This window comes from Paenibacillus sp. 01T424 (genome assembly GCF_056398745.1).
On sequence record NZ_JBFTPZ010000006.1, the window covers coordinates 108,373 to 127,330 of the forward strand.

Annotated in this window: 15 protein-coding genes; 2 read left to right on the plus strand and 13 right to left on the minus strand. The window is 43.3% G+C overall.

The window, feature by feature from the left end:
* Positions 1-17: 17 nt before the first annotated feature.
* From AC1DPK_RS07780 to AC1DPK_RS07805, 6 genes are all read right to left on the minus strand, one after another.
* On the minus strand, positions 18-905 hold the full coding sequence (locus tag AC1DPK_RS07780) for a PhzF family phenazine biosynthesis isomerase (RefSeq protein WP_477509910.1): 888 nt from the start codon (positions 903-905) through the stop codon (positions 18-20).
* Positions 906-971: 66 nt separating this feature from the next.
* Complete coding sequence (locus AC1DPK_RS07785) at positions 972-1,502, minus strand: hypothetical protein (protein ID WP_477509911.1); 531 nt, start codon at positions 1,500-1,502, stop codon at positions 972-974.
* A gap of 60 nt (positions 1,503-1,562) precedes the next feature.
* The gene (locus AC1DPK_RS07790; RefSeq protein ID WP_477509912.1) at positions 1,563-2,438 is read right to left on the minus strand and encodes a DUF72 domain-containing protein; all 876 of its coding nucleotides are present in this window, start codon (positions 2,436-2,438) and stop codon (positions 1,563-1,565) included.
* Positions 2,439-2,482: 44 nt separating this feature from the next.
* On the minus strand, positions 2,483-4,096 hold the full coding sequence (locus AC1DPK_RS07795; RefSeq protein WP_477509913.1) for a sensor domain-containing diguanylate cyclase: 1,614 nt from the start codon (positions 4,094-4,096) through the stop codon (positions 2,483-2,485).
* Positions 4,097-4,350: 254 nt separating this feature from the next.
* The gene (apgM, locus tag AC1DPK_RS07800) at positions 4,351-5,586 is read right to left on the minus strand and encodes a 2,3-bisphosphoglycerate-independent phosphoglycerate mutase (protein WP_477509914.1); all 1,236 of its coding nucleotides are present in this window, start codon (positions 5,584-5,586) and stop codon (positions 4,351-4,353) included.
* 21 nt (positions 5,587-5,607) lie between these two features.
* The gene (locus AC1DPK_RS07805) at positions 5,608-7,095 is read right to left on the minus strand and encodes an SLC13 family permease (protein WP_477509915.1); all 1,488 of its coding nucleotides are present in this window, start codon (positions 7,093-7,095) and stop codon (positions 5,608-5,610) included.
* Between the two features lie 141 nt (positions 7,096-7,236).
* On the opposite strand from AC1DPK_RS07805, the gene AC1DPK_RS07810 reads away from it, so the two are divergent.
* Together AC1DPK_RS07810 and AC1DPK_RS07815 are read left to right on the plus strand one after the other, a co-directional pair.
* Positions 7,237-8,127: a LysR substrate-binding domain-containing protein gene (locus tag AC1DPK_RS07810; protein WP_475444362.1), complete on the plus strand. Its 891-nt coding sequence runs from the start codon at positions 7,237-7,239 to the stop codon at positions 8,125-8,127.
* A 136-nt stretch (positions 8,128-8,263) separates the two neighbouring features.
* Positions 8,264-9,619, plus strand: coding sequence for a dipeptidase (locus tag AC1DPK_RS07815; RefSeq protein ID WP_477509916.1), 1,356 nt, complete (start codon positions 8,264-8,266; stop codon positions 9,617-9,619).
* Between the two features lie 405 nt (positions 9,620-10,024).
* Here AC1DPK_RS07815 and AC1DPK_RS07820 read toward each other — a convergent pair whose 3' ends face one another.
* From AC1DPK_RS07820 to AC1DPK_RS07850, 7 genes are all read right to left on the minus strand, one after another.
* On the minus strand, positions 10,025-10,477 hold the full coding sequence (locus AC1DPK_RS07820) for a disulfide oxidoreductase (RefSeq protein WP_339205055.1): 453 nt from the start codon (positions 10,475-10,477) through the stop codon (positions 10,025-10,027).
* A gap of 1,490 nt (positions 10,478-11,967) precedes the next feature.
* Positions 11,968-13,620, minus strand: coding sequence for an extracellular solute-binding protein (locus AC1DPK_RS07825; RefSeq protein ID WP_475444365.1), 1,653 nt, complete (start codon positions 13,618-13,620; stop codon positions 11,968-11,970).
* Positions 13,621-13,689: 69 nt separating this feature from the next.
* Entirely contained in the window at positions 13,690-14,592 is a 903-nt protein-coding gene (locus AC1DPK_RS07830; protein WP_477509917.1) for a carbohydrate ABC transporter permease, read from the minus strand.
* A 43-nt stretch (positions 14,593-14,635) separates the two neighbouring features.
* On the minus strand, positions 14,636-15,499 hold the full coding sequence (locus AC1DPK_RS07835; protein ID WP_083681842.1) for an ABC transporter permease: 864 nt from the start codon (positions 15,497-15,499) through the stop codon (positions 14,636-14,638).
* Positions 15,500-15,625: 126 nt separating this feature from the next.
* Positions 15,626-16,510 (minus strand): carbohydrate ABC transporter permease, encoded by an 885-nt coding sequence (locus tag AC1DPK_RS07840; RefSeq protein WP_441885103.1) that lies wholly within the window; start codon positions 16,508-16,510, stop codon positions 15,626-15,628.
* Positions 16,511-16,565: 55 nt separating this feature from the next.
* The gene (locus AC1DPK_RS07845) at positions 16,566-17,450 is read right to left on the minus strand and encodes a carbohydrate ABC transporter permease (RefSeq protein ID WP_477509918.1); all 885 of its coding nucleotides are present in this window, start codon (positions 17,448-17,450) and stop codon (positions 16,566-16,568) included.
* 82 nt (positions 17,451-17,532) lie between these two features.
* A complete protein-coding gene (locus AC1DPK_RS07850; RefSeq protein ID WP_339205059.1) occupies positions 17,533-18,891 on the minus strand; it encodes an ABC transporter substrate-binding protein in 1,359 nt (452 codons plus the stop codon).
* Positions 18,892-18,958: the final 67 nt, after the last annotated feature.

An 18,958-nucleotide genomic window follows, 5' to 3' on the forward strand; every position in this document is an offset into this window, starting at 1 on the left:
ACTGCTGCGTTAGGTAGTTATATCTCAAATTCATGAACATAAATAGCGTTGCCAGTAATCTCGATATCGAGCTGATCATTATTCCTTGTTACAGATACACCAACTCTGCCATTGCGGCCAATCTCTTGCCCTTGTTCAACGACAAGATGAATTGATTTTTCCGAGTTGTTATCTATGTACTTCGCGTAGTATGCACCCATTACACCAGAAGCCGTACCTGTTACGGGATCTTCAATCGTTCCTGAAAATGGCGATGAGAAATGACGGGCATGCATCTGTGCATTCACATCGTATGTTTCTAAACAAAACGGATGGATGGACGCCCTTGGCATTTCTTTTAAAATATGCGGAAACAACGAATTGTTTGGCTTCATTTTACTGAAAGTACTCAGGCTTTTTATAGGAATTAATAAGGTCCACGCACCGGTACTTCCATACACAGTGGGGAGCTCCGTCTCGATCTCACTTTCTTCGATGCCCATAGAATGAGCCAGCTCCAATAAAGAACCATGGAATGGCTGAAATTGAGGAGCGGCTTGCCGCATCGTAATAAGAGGTTCACCATTTGCATCAAAATCGATTTTTATCGGCAATACTCCAGCTTTTGTTTCAATCGTGAATGCTGACGGATGTTCCAGCAGCCCTTTCGTTTGCAGCGCATAAATGGTTGCCATCGTTGCATGTCCACAAAGATTTATTTCATGACCTGGCGTAAAATAACGAATTCGAAGATCAGCCATATCCGATTTCAGCGGAAATGCCGTCTCATTGAAGCCTACTTTTTCTGCGATGGTCAGCATTTGCTCTTCGGAGAGATCATCACCATTAAATACGACTCCTGCAGGGTTTCCCATGTTTGGAATATTGCTGAATGCGTCATAGTGATACACATTGATCGTTCTCATAAACAGTCCCCCCGCCTACTCAGCGTATTCAATTTTTATTAAAGTGGAGAATAAAGTTGTACTCACTTATTGTAGAGAATCGGACTCAAACCAATTGGTTATACTTTTCGTTTTCGTAAAACCTAAATATTTGTACGTGATCGTTACATTCTGTATGGGTTGATGTTCATAGCGAATTCGGAGGCCGTATTGCATTGGTGTATGTTCTTTTTTCTCTAGTGCTGCTTGAATCTCACCCCGAGAAAGCGCTGGATAAATAGAAGAGGCCGATAGTTTCATAAACTGAGTAGCCGGATCTGAATTCGGAAGGACCTGCACCATATGAGTAGAATCATAAGAGATGCCTAGTTGGACGTCATTCGAGCGATCTTCACCATTCACGCTGACCTTATTAATGTCGATTTTCTGAAACCCTTCATTGCTGAGCTCAACGACATACTCTACTACCTTTCCATCATGATTATTGATTCGTTGAAGTCCGTTATTTACTAACGGGTCCGTTATTCGATACCAAATAATTACGGATAAAACCAATGCGATAAGAATGAACAAGCTGAAACTTACAACTGTTCTCTTCACGCTCCATCTCTGGTTCATATCAAGCCTCCCATTACATTAATTGGATGATTTTGTATTTACTAAATTATATTCGTCAATCTAAAATAAATCCAACTGCTCGATAATCGGGGGCGGCGGCTCATTCGGACTTTCGCCGTTCGGGCGAGTCAGTCCCAGTATCTCCATCATCCGCTTCGCGTTGTCTGCTGCGTCCCCTCCGGAATTGTTATTAAAAATGACGTAAATATGCTCGCTCTGCTGTTCCAGCAGCCGCAGCTTATTCGCCCAATCTTGCAGCTCTTCCTCGCTATAGCGATATAAATACCGAACTTCGCGCCAATTCGGTGCACTGGCTTGATTCCAGCCAGACACATTGCGTCCATGGAACCTCACAATAGTTGATTGTGCATCGGTTGCTGTGAGAACGATCGGTATGGAGCCTATTCCTGCCTGCGGCTCATCACAAACACTGTGCATCCACTGCTCCTGCCTCATAAAATCCAGCGTTTTCTCACAGTACTCCTGTGTAAACCAGCTTTGATGACGGAATTCCAGCGCGCAAGGAATGCCATTCATCCTTGCTTTTGTCTCCCGCAGAATTCGCACATTGGCTGCTGTACAATCAAACCACGGCGGATACTGGAACAAGACTGCCGTCAATCGGCCTGTCTCCATTACGGGCTCCAGCATTTGCCGAAATGCACCGAACATTTCATTTGTCTCCGAAGCCGGCACGGCAGGTCCGCGCTGATGTCCGGTCATCCCTTGATAAGCTTTAATGACGAAGTGAAGGGATTCCGGCGTATCCGCCAGCCATTTGCTGAATCGCTCTTTAGATTGTATGGCATAAAAAGTGCTGTCTACCTCTACAACAGGAAAATGTTTTGCATACTGCCGCAGCTTGCTGCCCGCTTTGCTAACTGGAACATACAGCTGGTCATGATCGCCCCATCCTGCAAGGCCTATTGAAATCATATCTTCACCCTCTTAAATACATTCATTCATGGCGTGCTCTTAATCTAATTATTTCTATTAAATGAACACAAATACTCATTTTTCACTTCCGCGATCATCGTCCGGTTTCTTCCCGTATTCTTAGCCTTATACAAGGCTTGATCTGCCAGTACAAACAGCTCATCCGCGTTTCTTGATTGTGATGGAAAATGAGCAATGCCAAGTGAAATGGTAATCCTATGCTTTAAGTGATTCTCACTGTTTTCCATCGATTCCCGAATGCGTTCAGCAACCTCATAAGCATCATGCACATTAGTATAGGGCAGCAGAACAACAAACTCCTCGCCTCCATAGCGACTGCATAAGTCTCCTGGCCTTATCGTAGCCATGACGATTTTCGACAAATGCTGAAGTACTCTGTCCCCTTCTTGATGTCCGTACGTATCATTAACCAGCTTGAATCGATCAATATCCAGTACGATGATGGAATAGTTTTTTTGCTCCTCTATCCATTGCTTCATCGTTTTTTCTAAGCTTCTTCGGTTGCTTAAGCCCGTTAATGCATCCGTCATTGCCGCCTGGGTTAGCTGATCTGTTTTCAATTGTATGCCATTCAAAGCAAGCACTACCGTTTTGGTTAGCACATCCGCTTCGCGATTCCAGTGCTGATCCATCGTAAGGAGCTTTTGTTCCTTGTTCCCCATGTTGCCCACGATATTGGCAAGCATAACAAATGGCCTTGCTAGTCGGTGAGCAAACCAAATCGTAGCGAGCATTAATAGAATAAATGGTAAAAGCGAATAAAGCAAAATCTGTCGGATTTGGATATTAAGTTGTGCTTTAATCGTACTCATTTCGGAATATACTACAATTCCCCATTCATTTTCCGGCACATAGGAATACCCAGCCAATAAAGAAATCCCATCTGTTTTCGTAAGTGTATACCCGCTTTTTCCTTGCTTGAGCTGCTGAACAATCGGATAGGAGCTAATATTTTTGCCAATTTGAATGATATTAGGATCGTAAAGAAGACTTCCATCAGAGCCTACAACATATAAGCTCGATCCGCTTTCATTAAGACCGTAATTTCCAAAAATCATGTTTAGGACATTATCTTTTTGCAAATAGATGCTCCCGCCAATAAAACCGCGATAGATTCCTTTTTCGTCATATAAAGGCTCACTGATAAATACGATAAGCTGTTTCGTAGATGGGCTCATGAATGGTTTTGATATATATGGTTTTTTACCTTTAAATGCCTCAATCGCTGCATCCGTAACAATGTTCTCCCCTTTAGCCCCAATAGAAGAAGGAGAAATATTCCTAATCACGCCTGATTCATCTACGACCATAATCGAGTTAAAATAGTTGCTGCTTTTACGGATGAGATCAAGATAGTCCGCATCTGCCGCATTAACCACTGAATAAAAAGAAGCAGCATTTTTGAGGCTGCTGCGCATGGATATAAAGAGAGAATCCATCGTTTGACTCATCTTAGAAGCGGTTGAAAGATTTAGAGTTAGCGTTGTTTCATATAATGATTGTTTCTTGTATTCATAAGATACAAAAAGCAATATCGATAACGTAAGTAGAACTGAAATCGATACTAATCCGATTAAAAGCGTAGCCAAACTGATTTTATTTTTCTTTTTCTCTGTAATTTTGCGCAGTATATACATACCACTCACCCCTTAACAAGTCCGAAATCTCAAAAAAATAAGTTGCTATATTACGAATAGTTACCTCCTTATCGTTCTTAAGCCTAATATTACCATGTAGTGACAAAATCGTCTTTCATTTGTCAAATATCGACATCAACCCATTAAAAGAAAAAGAAAGCCACGTTTCGGAAACGTGGCTTGACCTTTATGATTAAATTATAACTATCGCTTCGCCTTGCTTTTGTGAACAAGATTGATCTTCTCTTCCTACCCTAATTACCCTGCTTTTTCACTCGTCCAATTAATCCGTGCAATGTTTGAATAAACCCATGTCCAGTTAGACGCCCTAATCCTCCATACGCACAATCTAATTCATTATATTGTTTGGTTCGATCTATTCGAATACTAGGGCCATTGATTAAAATAGGCACGGGATCGCCGGTATGCTCACCGATTTCACAAGGGGTAGAATGATCAGCCGCCACAGCCAAATATACATCTTCAGATATTCCCTGCGCTATAATTCCTACCATTTGATCAAACAATTCAATCGCTTTTGCTTTTTCAAACGGTTTATTATCATGCCCCTTAACGTCGGGTGCTTTTAGATGCACTAATACAAAATCATTTTCAGAAATTTCTTCAAGTGCCAGCTTAGCTTTTAGTACAACGTCCGTATCCATATTTCCTGTCATTCTACTATCTGTTACCGGTTTAAAGCCAGCCAATTTGGCAACGCCAAGTACGGTACTCTCTCCAGCAATACAGCTTCCCTTCATATGAAGAGCATCGGTTATGGGATCAAGCTGAATCATCTGTCCAGCTCCACGCGTGAGAATAAAATTAGCTGCTAATTCCCCTTGTTTCATACGCTCTACATTAACAGAATGATTGGATAAGATGACATGCGCTTTATGAAGAAACAAATTTAGAACCATAGCTGTTCGTTTGGACTCCGCCGAGGAATCAAGAGAGACTATAGTATGATATGGGCAGCCATCGTTTGGCGCTTTCGGATCTGAATCGCTGATTTGATCACTGAGCCCAGTTCCTCTTAATATAAGTACAGCACGATGCTCTGTAGCCGGTTTGAAATATATGCTCACTCCCATTATTTCTAACCCGTTAATCGCGTCAGCAAGATCTTCTGTTCCATTGCGTATCCGTCCTGCCCTGCGATCAACGACAATCCCATTCTCATCCACTGCAGCAAAGTTGCACCTCAGCACGATATCGCCCGGAAGAACATTCATGTTAATTCCTAAAGCCTCAATTGGCCCGCGTCCCGGATAATGATGAGGCTGATAGCCAAACAAAATTAGATGCCCCATATCGGTGCCTACTGGAATGCCAGGGCTAATCAAATCCATGATGCCTGTAACCCCCGTAGAAGCTAATCTATCTAGATTAGGTGTATCTGCATATTCCAATGGCGTTTTGTTTTCAAGCAAAGGATGTGGAAGATCCCCTATTCCATCTGCAATAGCTAAAATAACTTTTCTGTTCAATATGGCTCCCTCCTGCTCTCTCTATATTCCGATTACTTTAAACCAAGTAAAGATCGCCAAGCTAATTACGCATGCTCCGACAAAACAAGTAACTACCGCATATTTCACTTGATCCAACACGGAGAAGTACCCTGTTCCAAAATAGATCGTATTTACCTTCGAATGCGGCGGAAGTGTAATGGTATAGGTCATGGTCATAGCTGCTGCTAATGCAAGAGGCACAGGGTCCATGCCGAGCGTTTTCGCTAAAGCGATGAATGCTGGTATTAATATAGTGACCCTCACTGTTTTACTCGTAAATATAAGATGACTGTACATGCTAAGGAATACGACAACGACATATACCCAAACATGATTCATGCTCTCCAATCCGAGCGCAGCGACTACTTTTCCAATAATCCATTCTGCGCCGCCGGATTTATCCAATGCATTCCCTACTGCATAAGCGCCTGCTGCAAAAATCATGAGCTCCCATTTGATGTTCGTTTCTTTCCAGGTCAACAAACCTACCCTTGGAAGCAAACAGAGAAGTGCAGCGAGTACAGCTGTCTGTTCCGTACTGAGTTCAAAGCCAAACCAAGCGCTATGGTAATCTCCTGTAGCCCATAATGCCACCGTAAGGAGGAATATCGTTACTGCCTTTTTCTCATCTAAAGAGAAGGAACCTAATTTTAACAACTCATTTTTTAACGTATCCCTCGCATGATCGAAGTGGGATTCACTTTTGATGGAGAAGAGCTTTAAACCAATGAAGAAAGTAATCATCATCGTAATAATTGCAGTTGGCATAGAGGCGAGAAGCCAATCCATATAACCAATATCGCCGCCCGCTTGTTCATTAATGAAACCAACAGCTATGATATTGCCAGAAGTAGCTGTCATAACACCTGAGGTAGCAAGCGCATCTGCTTGCACGCCTTGAAGCATCATTACTTTTCCAAGATTGCTCTCACCCGGCAGCACTTTATACACCTCTAATAAAATCAAGCATATTGGCACCATGAGCGTAGCTCTTGCTGTAGTTGAAGGAACAAAAAAAGCTAAAATAAAATTAATAACGATTAATAAAAACAATGTCTTTTTTGGCGTTTTACCAAACTGCGTGACCATCCATAAGGATAAGCGTCTACCCAAATTTGATTTTATCATGGCGGAAGTGAGGATGAATGCGGAAACCATCAGCCAGATCACATCAAATCCTAACGTACCGAATGCCACTTCTTGATCTTCAACTGCTCCTACTAATGGAAGAAGCAAAATAGCGATGATAGATGTTAAGTAAATAGGCAGCGGAGTCGTAATCCATAAAATCAATGCTCCTGTAAATATTGCAATTGCTCTTTGGGCTTCTAAGCTCATGCCTTCCGGTGTAGGCATAAAGAACAAAAGCAGCCCCACAATAAGTGCAAGTGGAATACCAAATCTTTGCATCCCTTCTTCAAGCTTCCCTTTTTTCTTCATAGGCGGCTTTTTAGTCTCATTCTCTACATCTCGCGAGACTTCACTCATCTTGCATCCTCCTCAAACTAATAATGTTACCGTTTTCATTTTATAAAACCAGAAAATATAATACAATTTGATTAACTTTGAATAACCATAACGTTTCGTTATAGATTATTTTTAAATGATAAGTCGAAAGGTGTCGTGGAAATGAATATCAATAAACTTCAGACCTTTATTACGCTAACAGAATGCTTAAACTTTACAGAAGCAGCGGAACTTCTCTACTGCTCACAACCATCGGTAAGCATGCAAATTCAAAGTATAGAAGAAGAGCTTGGCGTTCCTCTATTTGATCGAATTGGCAAGAAGCTTTATTTAACGAAACAGGGAGAAAATTTCAAGCCATACGCAGAGCAAATTATTAACCTGCTTCATACAGCCAAAGACCATATTAAGCAGCTGGAAGACTTGTCATACGGAACTTTATCGTTTGGTGCGAGCAATTTTGTAGGCGTTTATTTGCTTCCTATGATCCTTAGAGGTTATACCAAAAAATTTCCGCAGATTAAAATAAACATGAACATTACAGCTTCAAATCACCTTGTTCATATGTTGGAATCCAATAAAGTAGAGTTTTTAATTATTTCTGATCGTATTGAAATCGATGAATCCCGTTTTCAGCGTAAAACCTTTTACGAGGATGAGCTTGTCTTAATTGTGAACCCCTTGCACCCGCTTGCTCATAAACAAGAGTGCACACTCGAAGATTTGGTCAACGAAACGTTAATTATTAAACCCGATAAATCAGCAACACGCATTTACTTAGAGAAAAAATTTGCTGAGTACGGGCTTGAGTTTCCTACACAAATGGAAATTAGCAATTTAGAAGGAATTAAACAAGGGGTTATTCATGAGCTTGGGGTATCTATTGTTTCTAGCTTTGCTATTCAACAGGAGATCAAAAGCGGCTTATTGGTGAAGGTGAACATTAAAGGAGTAAAATTCAATAGAGGAATTAGTTATGTCTATCATAGGAATAAGCATCTTTCCCCTGCGGCCAAACAATTTATTTCTTTGCTGGATACTAATTATTTATAAACGCAGATATCGGATTGCTTTCCACTATTTCTGCAGATTGCTGCCCGCAATACACGAATTAAATTTTGCAGCTGTTTTACTTATTCACTTGTAGACGTATACTTAGTCTATACCAAATGTAAGGAGCAACTATCCAATGAGCTATGAATCCTATTTTCAGAACCTAAGAGAACAACATTTGGATGAGCTGAAGCAGTTTTTGACGATCCCGAGTATTTCAGCTTTATCCACTCATAAAAACAACATGAACGAAGCAGCCAAATGGGTTGCAGCCAAATTAGAGAAGGCTGGTCTTGAGAATGTGGAGATCCATCCTACAGCTGGGCATCCCATCGTGTACGCCGAGCATATCCATGCACCAGGCAAACCGACAGTACTTATCTATGGCCATTATGACGTGCAGCCTGTAGATCCTCTTAACCTTTGGGAGACTCCTCCTTTTGAGCCAACCATCCGCGATGGCAAATTATATGCTCGTGGTGCAACCGATGATAAAGGCCAGCTTTTCCTGCATGTAAAGGCGGTTGAGGCGCTTCTGAACCAAGAAAATGCGCTTCCAGTCAACGTTAAGTTTTGTATTGAAGGCGAGGAAGAAATTTCAAGCCCTAATCTGCCGACCTTTATGGAGACGAATGCAGATAAGCTGAAGGCTGACGTCATTGTCATCTCAGATACATCGCTTCTTGAAAAAGGAAAACCTGCTATTTCTACTGGGCTGCGCGGACTGTGCTCCCTTGAAGTAACGATACTTACTGCCAATACCGATCTGCATTCGGGTTCATTCGGCGGCGGTGTTCCGAACGCCCTTCACGCCATGATTTCCTTGCTGAGCTCATTGCATGATGATCAAGGCAGAGTTTCAATCGAAGGTTTCTATGAAGGTGTGCCAGAGCTTTCCGCTGCTATGCGTGAAGAGTTCCTAAAGCAAAATCATAATGAAGAAGAATTAAGAAAAAATCTCGAACTTGACGCCTTATACGGGGAAGAAGGATATTCCTTTGTTGAGCGAACAGGTGCAAGGCCAACTCTTGAACTAAATGGCGTTTATGGCGGGTTTCAAGGCGAAGGTTCGAAAACGGTCATTCCAAAAGAAGCTCACGCCAAAATCACTTGTCGTCTAGTTGGCGATCAGGACCCGGCTCAAATACTAGAGCGTATTGTAACTCATCTGGAATCGCATGTTCAGTCCGGTGCAAAGCTAATTATAAAACGCGGCGAAAAAGCTCGTGCCTTCGACATGGACCCATCAAATCCAATGCTCCAAAAGGCAGCCGATGCTTACGAAAAAGTATATGGCACTCGCGCGCTCTTCACGAAGGATGGCGGCTCGATTCCAATTGTCGAGACATTCTCCCGTGTATTAGGCGCTCCTGTCGTCATGATGGGCTTCGGACTTCCAGACGAAAATCTGCATGCTCCTAATGAGCATTTCAACCTTGAGAACTTTGACAAGGGACTTCTGACGATTGTTGAGTTTTTGAAACAACTTTAAGCCGAGGCATAAACGGAGCTGTTCTAGGCGTAGATTGATCTACGCTTGGAACAGCTCCTGCTTTTTTTCTGATGGAGCTTGGGCAGAACGATGTTCTCCCCTTATCATCCGTATAGCTAACGAACCTAGTAGGTCTTAATTAAACCATTTGTTATGAATTAAAATTGTAACGAATACCAGAATCTTTATTTTGAGAAAATTGACTCATGACACCCTATAAATCAGCCTATAGTGCTAATACGGTTCGTTAAAATGAAAGAAAAGTAGTTTTCATCATAATAAGCATAATACAGTTCGTTAGAGAAATGATCCTGCGACGATATGCGCTTAGCTTTATAAACAATGGCAATAAAGGCAGCTGTGCACTCAATTTTTTTGAGCTGCTCAGCTGCCTTTTCCATGAAATTATGACTGTTTATTAAGCTTCTTCAAGCGAAGCAGCGCCGTCAAAATGATCAAAAACGCCACGAGAGCCAGCATTGGAATGGTAATAAATCCAAACCAGTTCAAATAGTCTCCCTGACAAGAAACGGGGCCGCACGCAGCAAGCGGAGAATCATGCGGCAGCTTTTGCAGCACCGTATGATAAAGCGAGAAGCCCCCACCAATTACAACTAAAGGCAGTGCGTACGATACGATGCCTTCATCTCCCTTAGAGTAGGCTATGCCTAGTATGAGTGCCAATGGATACATGAATATTCGCTGGAACCAGCATAAGCTGCATGGTGCAAAATGCATAACCTCACTCAAATACAAGCTTCCCGCCGTCGCCAAAACTGCTGTAGCCCAAGCCACAAACAACCAAAATGATTTTTTCTTAGCCAAATCCTCTTCCACATCATTCGCCTCGGCTTCCATAGGTTATATTACTTTTTTTCTATCTCCTATTCTCCCTCGATAGGGAGGGTAAAAACATGACTCGAAAGGGCTATTGCATGTGAATTATATTTGTGAATTGTAAGCATCAATGCGTGCTTACAGCTTCTTTTCGGCGTCGGCGAACGTGCGAACCATTGCTGTAAGAACCTATGTGTGCTTACAGCTGCAAAGTAACCTCAGTTTGTCCGGTGTAAGAACGTATACGTGCTTACAGCTTCATTTCGGCGTCGGCGAACGTGCAAACCACTGCTGTAAGAACCTGTGTGTGCTTACAGCCACAAAGTAACCTCAGTTTGTCCGCTGTAAGAACATATACGTGCTTACAGCTTCTTTTCGGCGTCGGCGAACGTGCGAACCACTGCTGTAAGAACCTATGTGTGCTTACAGTCACAAAGTAACCTCAGTTTGTCCGCTGTAAGAACGTATACGTGCTTACAGCTTCTTTTCGGCGTTGGCGAACATGCAAACCACTGCTGTAAGAACCTATTTGCGCTTACAGCTGCAAAGTAACCTCAGTTTGCCCGGTGTAAGAACGTATACGTGCTTACAGCTTCATTTCGGCGTAGGCGAACGTGCGAACCATTGCTGTAAAAACCTATTTGCGCTTACAGCTGCAAAGTAACCTCAGTTTGTCCGGTGTAAGAACGTATACGTGCTTACTGCTTCTTTTCGGCGTAGGCGAACGTGCGAGCCACTGCTGTAAGAACCTATTTGTGCTTACAGCCACAAAGTAACCTCAGTTTGTCCGCTGTAAGAACGTATGCGTGCTTTCAGCTTCTTTTCGGCGTTAGCGAACGTGCGAAACACTGCTGTAAGAACCTATTTGTGCTTACAGTCACAAAGTAACCTTAGTTTGTCTAGTTTAAGAACGTATGCGTGCTTACAGCTTCATTCCGGCGTAGGCGAACGTGCGAAACACTGCTATAGGAACCTATTTGCGCWTACAGCTGCAAAGTAACCTTAGTTTGTCCGGTGTAAGAACGTATGCGTGCTTACAGCTTCATTCCGGCGTCGGCGAACGTGCAAACCACTGCTGTAAGAACCTATTTGCGCTTACAGTCACAAAGTAACCTCAGTTTGTCCGCTGTAAGAACATATACGTGCTTACAGCTTCTTTTCGGCGTCGGCGAACGTGCGAAACACTGCTGTAAGAACCTATTTGCGCTTACAGCTGCAAAGTAACCTCAGTTTGTCCGGTGTAAGACCGTATACGTGCTTACAGCTTCTTTTCGGCGTTGGCGAACGTGCGAAACACTGCTATAGGAACCTATGTGTGCTTACAGTCACAAAGTAACCTCAGTTTGTCCGGTGTAAGAACGTATACGTGCTTACAGCTTCATTTCGGTGGAGGCGAACGTGTGAAATACTGTTGTAGAAACCCATTCGTTCTTACAACAACAAAAAGAAGGCCGCTCCTAGGTAGAATCCTACCTAGGAGCAGCCCACCGGAGCACGCTCATTTACAACAATTACTTGCCGTTAATCAAAGCAAGGTTTTCTTGCCATCTTGCTGTACGGTATTCGTTAACTTTATCGAAGCCAAGCGAGGTTGTAGTCTTTTTCGCTTCCTCGATCAAGCTAAGCACCTCTGCATCGCTTTTCGCGAACAGAATTTTTCCGAAATACTCGTTAGCTGTTTCCGTCACTTGCTGATTAATGATTCCTTCATCCGTTTCTGGAGCCGGATCAATGTTATTGAATTGCGTCATATTCATCGATGTTTTCCATGCAATGTTAAGCTGTGCCAATGAACCCCAGTTGCGTTGTTCTTCCGGCAGCGTTTGCTCGATCTTTTGCTTGCTCGTATCTACAAAGGTTGCGTTTCCTGCCCATACATAGGCTTCCAGCTTATCTTTGTCCTTCTCTTCTTGCGACGTGCTGAACCATTTGTCGTTCGGGATCGGTGCGCCATCCGCATCAAATTCATCCCAATACAAGCCTTTTGGCCCGAAGAACATGATACGAGTGCCTTCCTCGCCCGTCATCCAATCCAAATACGCAAAAATACCTTCTGGATTTTTAGCGCTTGTTGTAATGACGTTAACGTTCCAGCCTAGTGCGTTATAACCGTTTGGATAAATTTTGTTTTTATCCAATCCTGATTTAGCAATTGGCCAAATAAATTCATAACCTGCATTTGGATCTTTTGCTTTTAATGCGTTATGGCCTTCGCGTCCCACATTAGTCGCATTACCGCCAACAAATACAGCTACTCTGCCCGTTGCAAGCTTCTCTTTTACCTGATCATCCTTTTGAGTCATCGCATCCTGTGTCATAAGTCCTTCTCTAAATAGTTTGCTTGCGAACAGCATCGTTTCTTTCCAAGCTTCGTTGTTGTAAATCGTATCAAACTTATCTCCGTTAGGATATGCTTTCATGGAATGGAACGCACCGTTTGCACCCTCCTGGAAGCTAGGGAACATGACCTCAACGCCCGAGCCGTTGCCGCCTACCTCTAATGGAATCACGTCCGGATATTTATCTTTGACCTGCTTTAAGTAAGCATACAAATCATCGATTGTTTCAAGCTTCGGTGAGCCAAGGTCTGCATAAATTTTCTTGTTCACAAACCAGCCGCCGTTGCCCGTAGGCGCTGCTGTATACCAGTTCGGGAATTGATAGATTTTGCCGTCGCTCGAGCGGAGCATGTTTAGCGTCTCTTCGCCTGCCCATTTCTTCAGGTTCGGATATTTGTCGATATAATCATCCAGCGGAACAAGTGCTCCCGCAGCTCTCAATCGTTCTACTTCAGGTCCCCGATCCATCATAATTGCACCTGGAAGCTCCTTCGACGCAATCATCGTGCTCAGCTTTTGCGCTGCAGCGCCGCCGGATTGAATAGGCTCTACGGTTACTTTTAGATTATCTTGTACCCATTTACTATTCGGATTAGCACCCCACGGCTCCGTAGTCCACCAATCATAATGAACATAATAAGAAAAGTTTACCGGTGTTTCTCCCAAAACAAATCCATTGCTAGTCTCTGTTTTATTCGTCCCTTCCTTACCTGTATTGCCCGAATTGCTTGATTTTCCGCCGTCGTTGCTGGAGCAGCCAGCTAGAAGCACAGTACCGGCAAGACCAGCGGTCATAAGCACAGTTAACAGCTTTTTTCCTTTCATGTTCGTAAACCTCCCAATTTTTATACATACTCATACCCAACACCAAAGCGCTAAGGTCGAATACCCGCATTACTCCTTTAAGGAGCCGATCATTACGCCTTTTACGAAAAAACGCTGTACGAACGGATACACCAAAACGATAGGGATCGTCGCTACCATCATCGTAGCCATCGTTAAGGATTTGCTCGTCACACTCTGCATTCTGCTTAACGCATCTGAGGCAGCGCCGCTTCCTTGTGAAGCGATCGAGAGCTGCTCGCTCATCGTGTTGGAGTTCATAATTTGCTGCAGTAAAGTTTGAATCGGATATAGCTTAGCGTCATTAATAAAAATCGTAGCTGTAAACCAGTCATTCCAGTGATAGACAGCCGTAAATAGTGAAAGCGTTGCCAATACAGGTCCAGATAAAGGCAATACGATTTTGAAAAAGATCCCAAACGTACTGGCTCCATCGATCTTCGCAGATTCCTCTAGTCCATCAGGCAGCCCCATAAAGAAGGTACGGAATATAATCATATTCCACACGCTTACCGCTGTCGGAATGACCATAACCCAGAACGTATCCATTAAGCCAAGCTCGCGGTTCAGCAGGTAAAAGGGAATAAGCCCCCCGCTGAAATACATCGTAATAATCGCAAAGATCATATAATACTTTTTGCCGATAACGCCTTTAACGGACRAGCCATAAGCGAAGATGGCCGTTAAGAAAATAGAGATCAACGTGCCGACAACGGTACGGGACACCGAGATTAGGAACRCATCAATAATCCGGTTATTTTGAAATACGATTCTATAATTATCAATCGTGAACACCCTTGGCCATAACGTTATTCCGCCTTTTGCCGTGTCGAGCCCTTCGTTAAAGGAGATCACCGCGGAGTTCCAGAACGGGTACAGCGTAGCGAGTCCAAGTAGCACTAGTAAAATATAAATCCAAACCTGCAATACTTTATCGCTGCTGCTCAGCTTCACTAGGCTTCACCACTTTTCTGAATATTAATAGAAGTTCGCTGAATTACCATAGGCTTGAACCTGCTCTCCTAGCCATGTAGTTTGCCATCGTCAGCAAGCCTACACTTATAATCGCTTTAAACAGACCAACTGCCGCCGCATACGAGAAGCGATTATTAATAATGCCTACCCGGTAAGCATACGTATCGATGACGTCCGCCACGTCTCGAAGCATTGCACTCCTGCCGAGCAAGAGCAAATCATCAAACCCTGCATTCAATAAACTTCCGATGTTCAGAATTAGAAAAATAATAATAACAGGAGTAATCGATGGAAGCGTTATTAAAAATATTTGTTTAAATTTGCTGGCACCATCAATAGAAGCCGCTTCATACAAGCTGGGATTCACGCCAGCGATAGCTGCTAGATAAACAATCGTTGCAAATCCGATTTCCTTCCACAAATTCGTCGTCACGATAATTCCCCAGAAATATTCGGGCAACGACAAGAAATTAATCGGCTTATCAATAAGACCAAGCGCTTGCAGTGAAATATTTAAGCTGCCGTTATCCACGGACAATATGGAGATCGTAAAGCCAGACACGATAACCCATGACAAGAAGTGAGGCAAATAACTAATCGTTTGAATGATTCTTTTGAAAGCCATGTTTCTTACTTCGTTTAGCATCAGGGCAAGCAGAATCGGAGCCGGAAAGTTAATGACCAGCTTAAGCAAGCTGATCACAATCGTATTCCGAATGACTCTATAAAAATCCGGCGAGTTAAAAAACATTTCGAAATGTTTAAAACCCGCCCATGTGCTGCCAAAAAAACCTTTAAATAAGCTGTAGTCCTGAAATGCCATCAAGACACCGTACATCGGAAAATAATTAAAAACGAGTATAAAGATCAGTGCTGGAAATATCATGAGCTGTACTTGCCATTGCGCAAGAAACCGCCGCCACAGCGGTTTCTCTCTTCGCGAGCTCTTTACTGCTGCATTTGCCGTAACAGGTGTTTGCACGCTTCCTCAGCCTCCTTATACTCTCCTCATTTAACCCTTAACTGCACCAGCCGTAATTCCGCGTGACATTTGCTCTGTAAACAATAAATAGATAATAACTGTCGGCAAAGCGATGATGGTCATTACCGCGAACTGTGCGCCATAATTGGATGAGTACTGACCGGTAAACTTCATAATGGAAAATGGCAGCGTCTTGAAAGTCTCGGATGTTAGAAACGTATTGGCCATAATGAATTCATTCCACCAGCTGATGAAGTTCATAATACAAACCGTCGCAATGGCAGGTTTCGTCATCGGCATAATAATTCGGAAAATAACGCCATAGACCGAACAGCCATCCATAACCGCCGACTCCTCTATGCTCTTCGGAATGGTTTCAAGAAAACCCGAAATAATGAGCAAACTTATTGGCAGCGAAAAAGCAATGTAAGGAAGGATCAAGGACAAAGGATTATCAATGAGATTCAGCTTGTCGAACAAAATAAAGTTCGGCAGCAAGGTCGCATGAATCGGTACGATCATACCGAGCATAATGAACGCCATCGCAGGACCGCGCAGCTTCCATTCCATCCGCGTGAACGCGTACCCGAGCATAAGCGCCAGAAAAGCAGCAACCAAGATCGTTACAGTCGTAATAAAAACACTGTTTAATAGAAACTTTGGAACGCTYCCGTAATTGAATGCATTCACATAGTTATTCCATTCAAATGTTTTGGGCCATTTTAATATACCGCTGCCAAAAAAATCTCCGCTCTTCAGAAAGGAATAATTGATGAGCCAAATGAGCGGAAAAATTTGCAGAAGCGCTACGACCCATAAAACGAGATGAAGAATGACCTTTAATGCGGGCGATGCGGCGTCCTTCTTCTTGCCGTTTTTCGCTTGGCGATTGGTCTTAGCTGCAAGAGCTTCCACGGGCATGCCTCCTAAAATAATTCATATACCAAATGTGCATATACAAGGGTGTGTATTAAAACTCACCAACATCTTTTTTGAACGCTTTGTTCATCGCTACCGTAATAATGAGACAAATGATAACGAACACAACGGATATTGCGTTTCCATAGCCGTACAGCGACGAGGAAAACGCCGTTTTATAAAGGTAATTACCAATAAACTGTGTCGTATTGGCAGGTCCTCCATTCGTCATGAGGAATACGGTTTCCATCTGCTTCAAGCAAGCCGTAACCGCGATGACGACTGCAACTCGAACCATTGGCGAGAGAAGTGGAATGATAACGCGCGTATACAGCTTCACTCTTCCAGCTCCATCAAGCTCTGCCGCCTCATAAAGATCCTTTGGTATGCCTTGAAGACCGGCGTAATAAAGCAGAAGCGCATAACCAAAGCCTTGCCACATGACCACAACGATAATGCACCAAATGGCAATATTTGAATCGCCCAGCCAATCCTGTTTCCAGGTGCTTAGACCAACGCCTTCAAGCAATTTATTTAACATCCCAAAGTTCGGATGAAATACGCTTACCCACATTTTCGAAGTAACAACGATTGAAATCACTGCTGGTATAAAAAAGATAGCCCGAAACCATTTCTCTAGCTTTCCTGCATGCATCACAAATATGGAGAACAAAAGCGCAATCGGGTGTTGAATCAGAAGCGTAGCTGCAAGCAGCAGTAGGGCATTAAGCAATGAACGCCAAAAAACGCTGTCATGAAACAAAATCTTTTGGTAATTCTCGAGTCCAACGAACTCGTAAGCACCGATTCCTGTCCAATTCGTCGTACCGTAATATGCACTCATAGTGATAGGAAAGCAAACCATGAAGAGAAACAGCATAAAACCCGGTGCGACTAGCCAAAAAATGGTGATGCGATTGCTCATCAGTTTGTGCATGGTTCTCCCCGCTCTCTCTTTGGTAGAAGGCGGGGCAGACCGAATGAATTCGGCTGCCCCATCAGCTAACTAGCTCATTTGTTTACTTCAGAACACCGACAGCTGCGTCCATTTCTGTTAAGAACTGCTCAGGTGTAATTTGTTTTCCAAACAGCTTTTGGTGAGCTTCCATTACTTTTGTCTTGAATTCATCCGTACCGTTATCATGTACCGGTGTACCGCTGGAAGAAGTCATTGCGCTGAAAATGCCAACCAATTGTTTTTGAAGCGCTGTTTCGTTGCCTGTCAGGAATTGATCAAACTTCTGAGCCGGAGTGCCTGATCCTGTTTGCCATACTTGCTTCGCCCAGTTCTCAGGCTTGAAGAAATATTGCAAGAAAGCGACTGCTGCTTCAGGGTGCTTCGATGTTTTCGATACGGAGTAACCGCCGCCATACCATGCAGCTACATCTGTTGCTTTACCTTTATCAGAAGCCGGGTAAGAGATCGCTCCTACGTTATTGCGGAAATCTTCAGGGAAGTTCTCGTCTGTTGCAAGACCTGCTTCCCAGTTACCCATCACGAACATTGCCGCTTGGCCTTGCCCGAACAAGTTGCGGGAAGTACCGTAATCTGCTGTCATGAAGCCATCTGCAAGTGCTTTGTTCTCTGCCAGTGCAGCGATGTCTTGTGCTGCTGCAAGGAAGTCAGCGTCGCCGGAGAATTTAGCTTCACCCTTCAATACCGCATCCATTTTGTCAAAATTGCCTGTGTGGCGCTGTGCTGCATACTCAAACCAGATTGGCAGTGACCAGCCTTCCATTGCGTTCGTTGCAAGCGGGTTAATGCCTTTTGCTCTCAGCTGCTTGGATACTTCAAGCAATTCTGCCGTTGTTGTTGGAACCGTTAAGTTATTGTCGTCAAAAATTTTCTTGTTATAGTAGATAACCAAGAAATCTGTACCGCGCGGCAATCCGTATAGCTTGCCGTCTTGGGAGAATCCATCTTTTGCACCTGGTACAAAGTTGCTGCTCTCAAAATCCGCTTCATTTAACTCAAGCAGCATGTTGTTATCGATCAAAGGTTTAATAAAAGAAGTTTGGCCCCACGCCTGGATAATGTCAGGTACTGCATCTGTTGATGCATATACTTTAATTTTCGCTTTATAAGGCTCATCTTGAAGCGCTTCTACTTCTATTTTCACATTTGGATTTTCTGCCATATAACTATCAATGATTGCTTGCTCGATTTTACCTGCTCCGTTAGAGCGGTCAGCCAGCGCTGTGAAAAACTTAAGCGTTACCTGCTCCGGCTCCTTCTCTTTCGGCGCTTCCGTTTCTTTTGCTGCATTAGTTGGACTATTCGTCGCTTCGCTGCTTCCGTTTTTTCCATTATTGCCGGAGCATGCCGCTACTGTAAAAACCATCATTATTGCTACTAGCGAAATCCATATTTTTCTCATCGCTACCCCACCTTTTTTTATTTGAGCAGGCGTTCCCTGTTCTGTCCCCATTATAACGTGTTATATC

Coding starts and splice junctions, on each gene's coding strand:
- AC1DPK_RS07815 (WP_477509916.1), top strand. CDS start 8,264: ATGAGCTATGAATCCTATTTTCAGAACCTAAGAGAACAACATTTGGAT.
- AC1DPK_RS07785 (WP_477509911.1), bottom strand. CDS start 1,502: ATGAACCAGAGATGGAGCGTGAAGAGAACAGTTGTAAGTTTCAGCTTG.
- AC1DPK_RS07790 (WP_477509912.1), bottom strand. CDS start 2,438: ATGATTTCAATAGGCCTTGCAGGATGGGGCGATCATGACCAGCTGTAT.
- AC1DPK_RS07805 (WP_477509915.1), bottom strand. CDS start 7,095: ATGAGTGAAGTCTCGCGAGATGTAGAGAATGAGACTAAAAAGCCGCCT.
- AC1DPK_RS07780 (WP_477509910.1), bottom strand. CDS start 905: ATGAGAACGATCAATGTGTATCACTATGACGCATTCAGCAATATTCCA.
- AC1DPK_RS07795 (WP_477509913.1), bottom strand. CDS start 4,096: ATGTATATACTGCGCAAAATTACAGAGAAAAAGAAAAATAAAATCAGT.
- AC1DPK_RS07820 (WP_339205055.1), bottom strand. CDS start 10,477: ATGGAAGCCGAGGCGAATGATGTGGAAGAGGATTTGGCTAAGAAAAAA.
- AC1DPK_RS07850 (WP_339205059.1), bottom strand. CDS start 18,891: ATGAGAAAAATATGGATTTCGCTAGTAGCAATAATGATGGTTTTTACA.
- AC1DPK_RS07845 (WP_477509918.1), bottom strand. CDS start 17,450: ATGCACAAACTGATGAGCAATCGCATCACCATTTTTTGGCTAGTCGCA.
- AC1DPK_RS07810 (WP_475444362.1), top strand. CDS start 7,237: ATGAATATCAATAAACTTCAGACCTTTATTACGCTAACAGAATGCTTA.
- AC1DPK_RS07825 (WP_475444365.1), bottom strand. CDS start 13,620: ATGAAAGGAAAAAAGCTGTTAACTGTGCTTATGACCGCTGGTCTTGCC.
- AC1DPK_RS07835 (WP_083681842.1), bottom strand. CDS start 15,499: ATGATATTTCCAGCACTGATCTTTATACTCGTTTTTAATTATTTTCCG.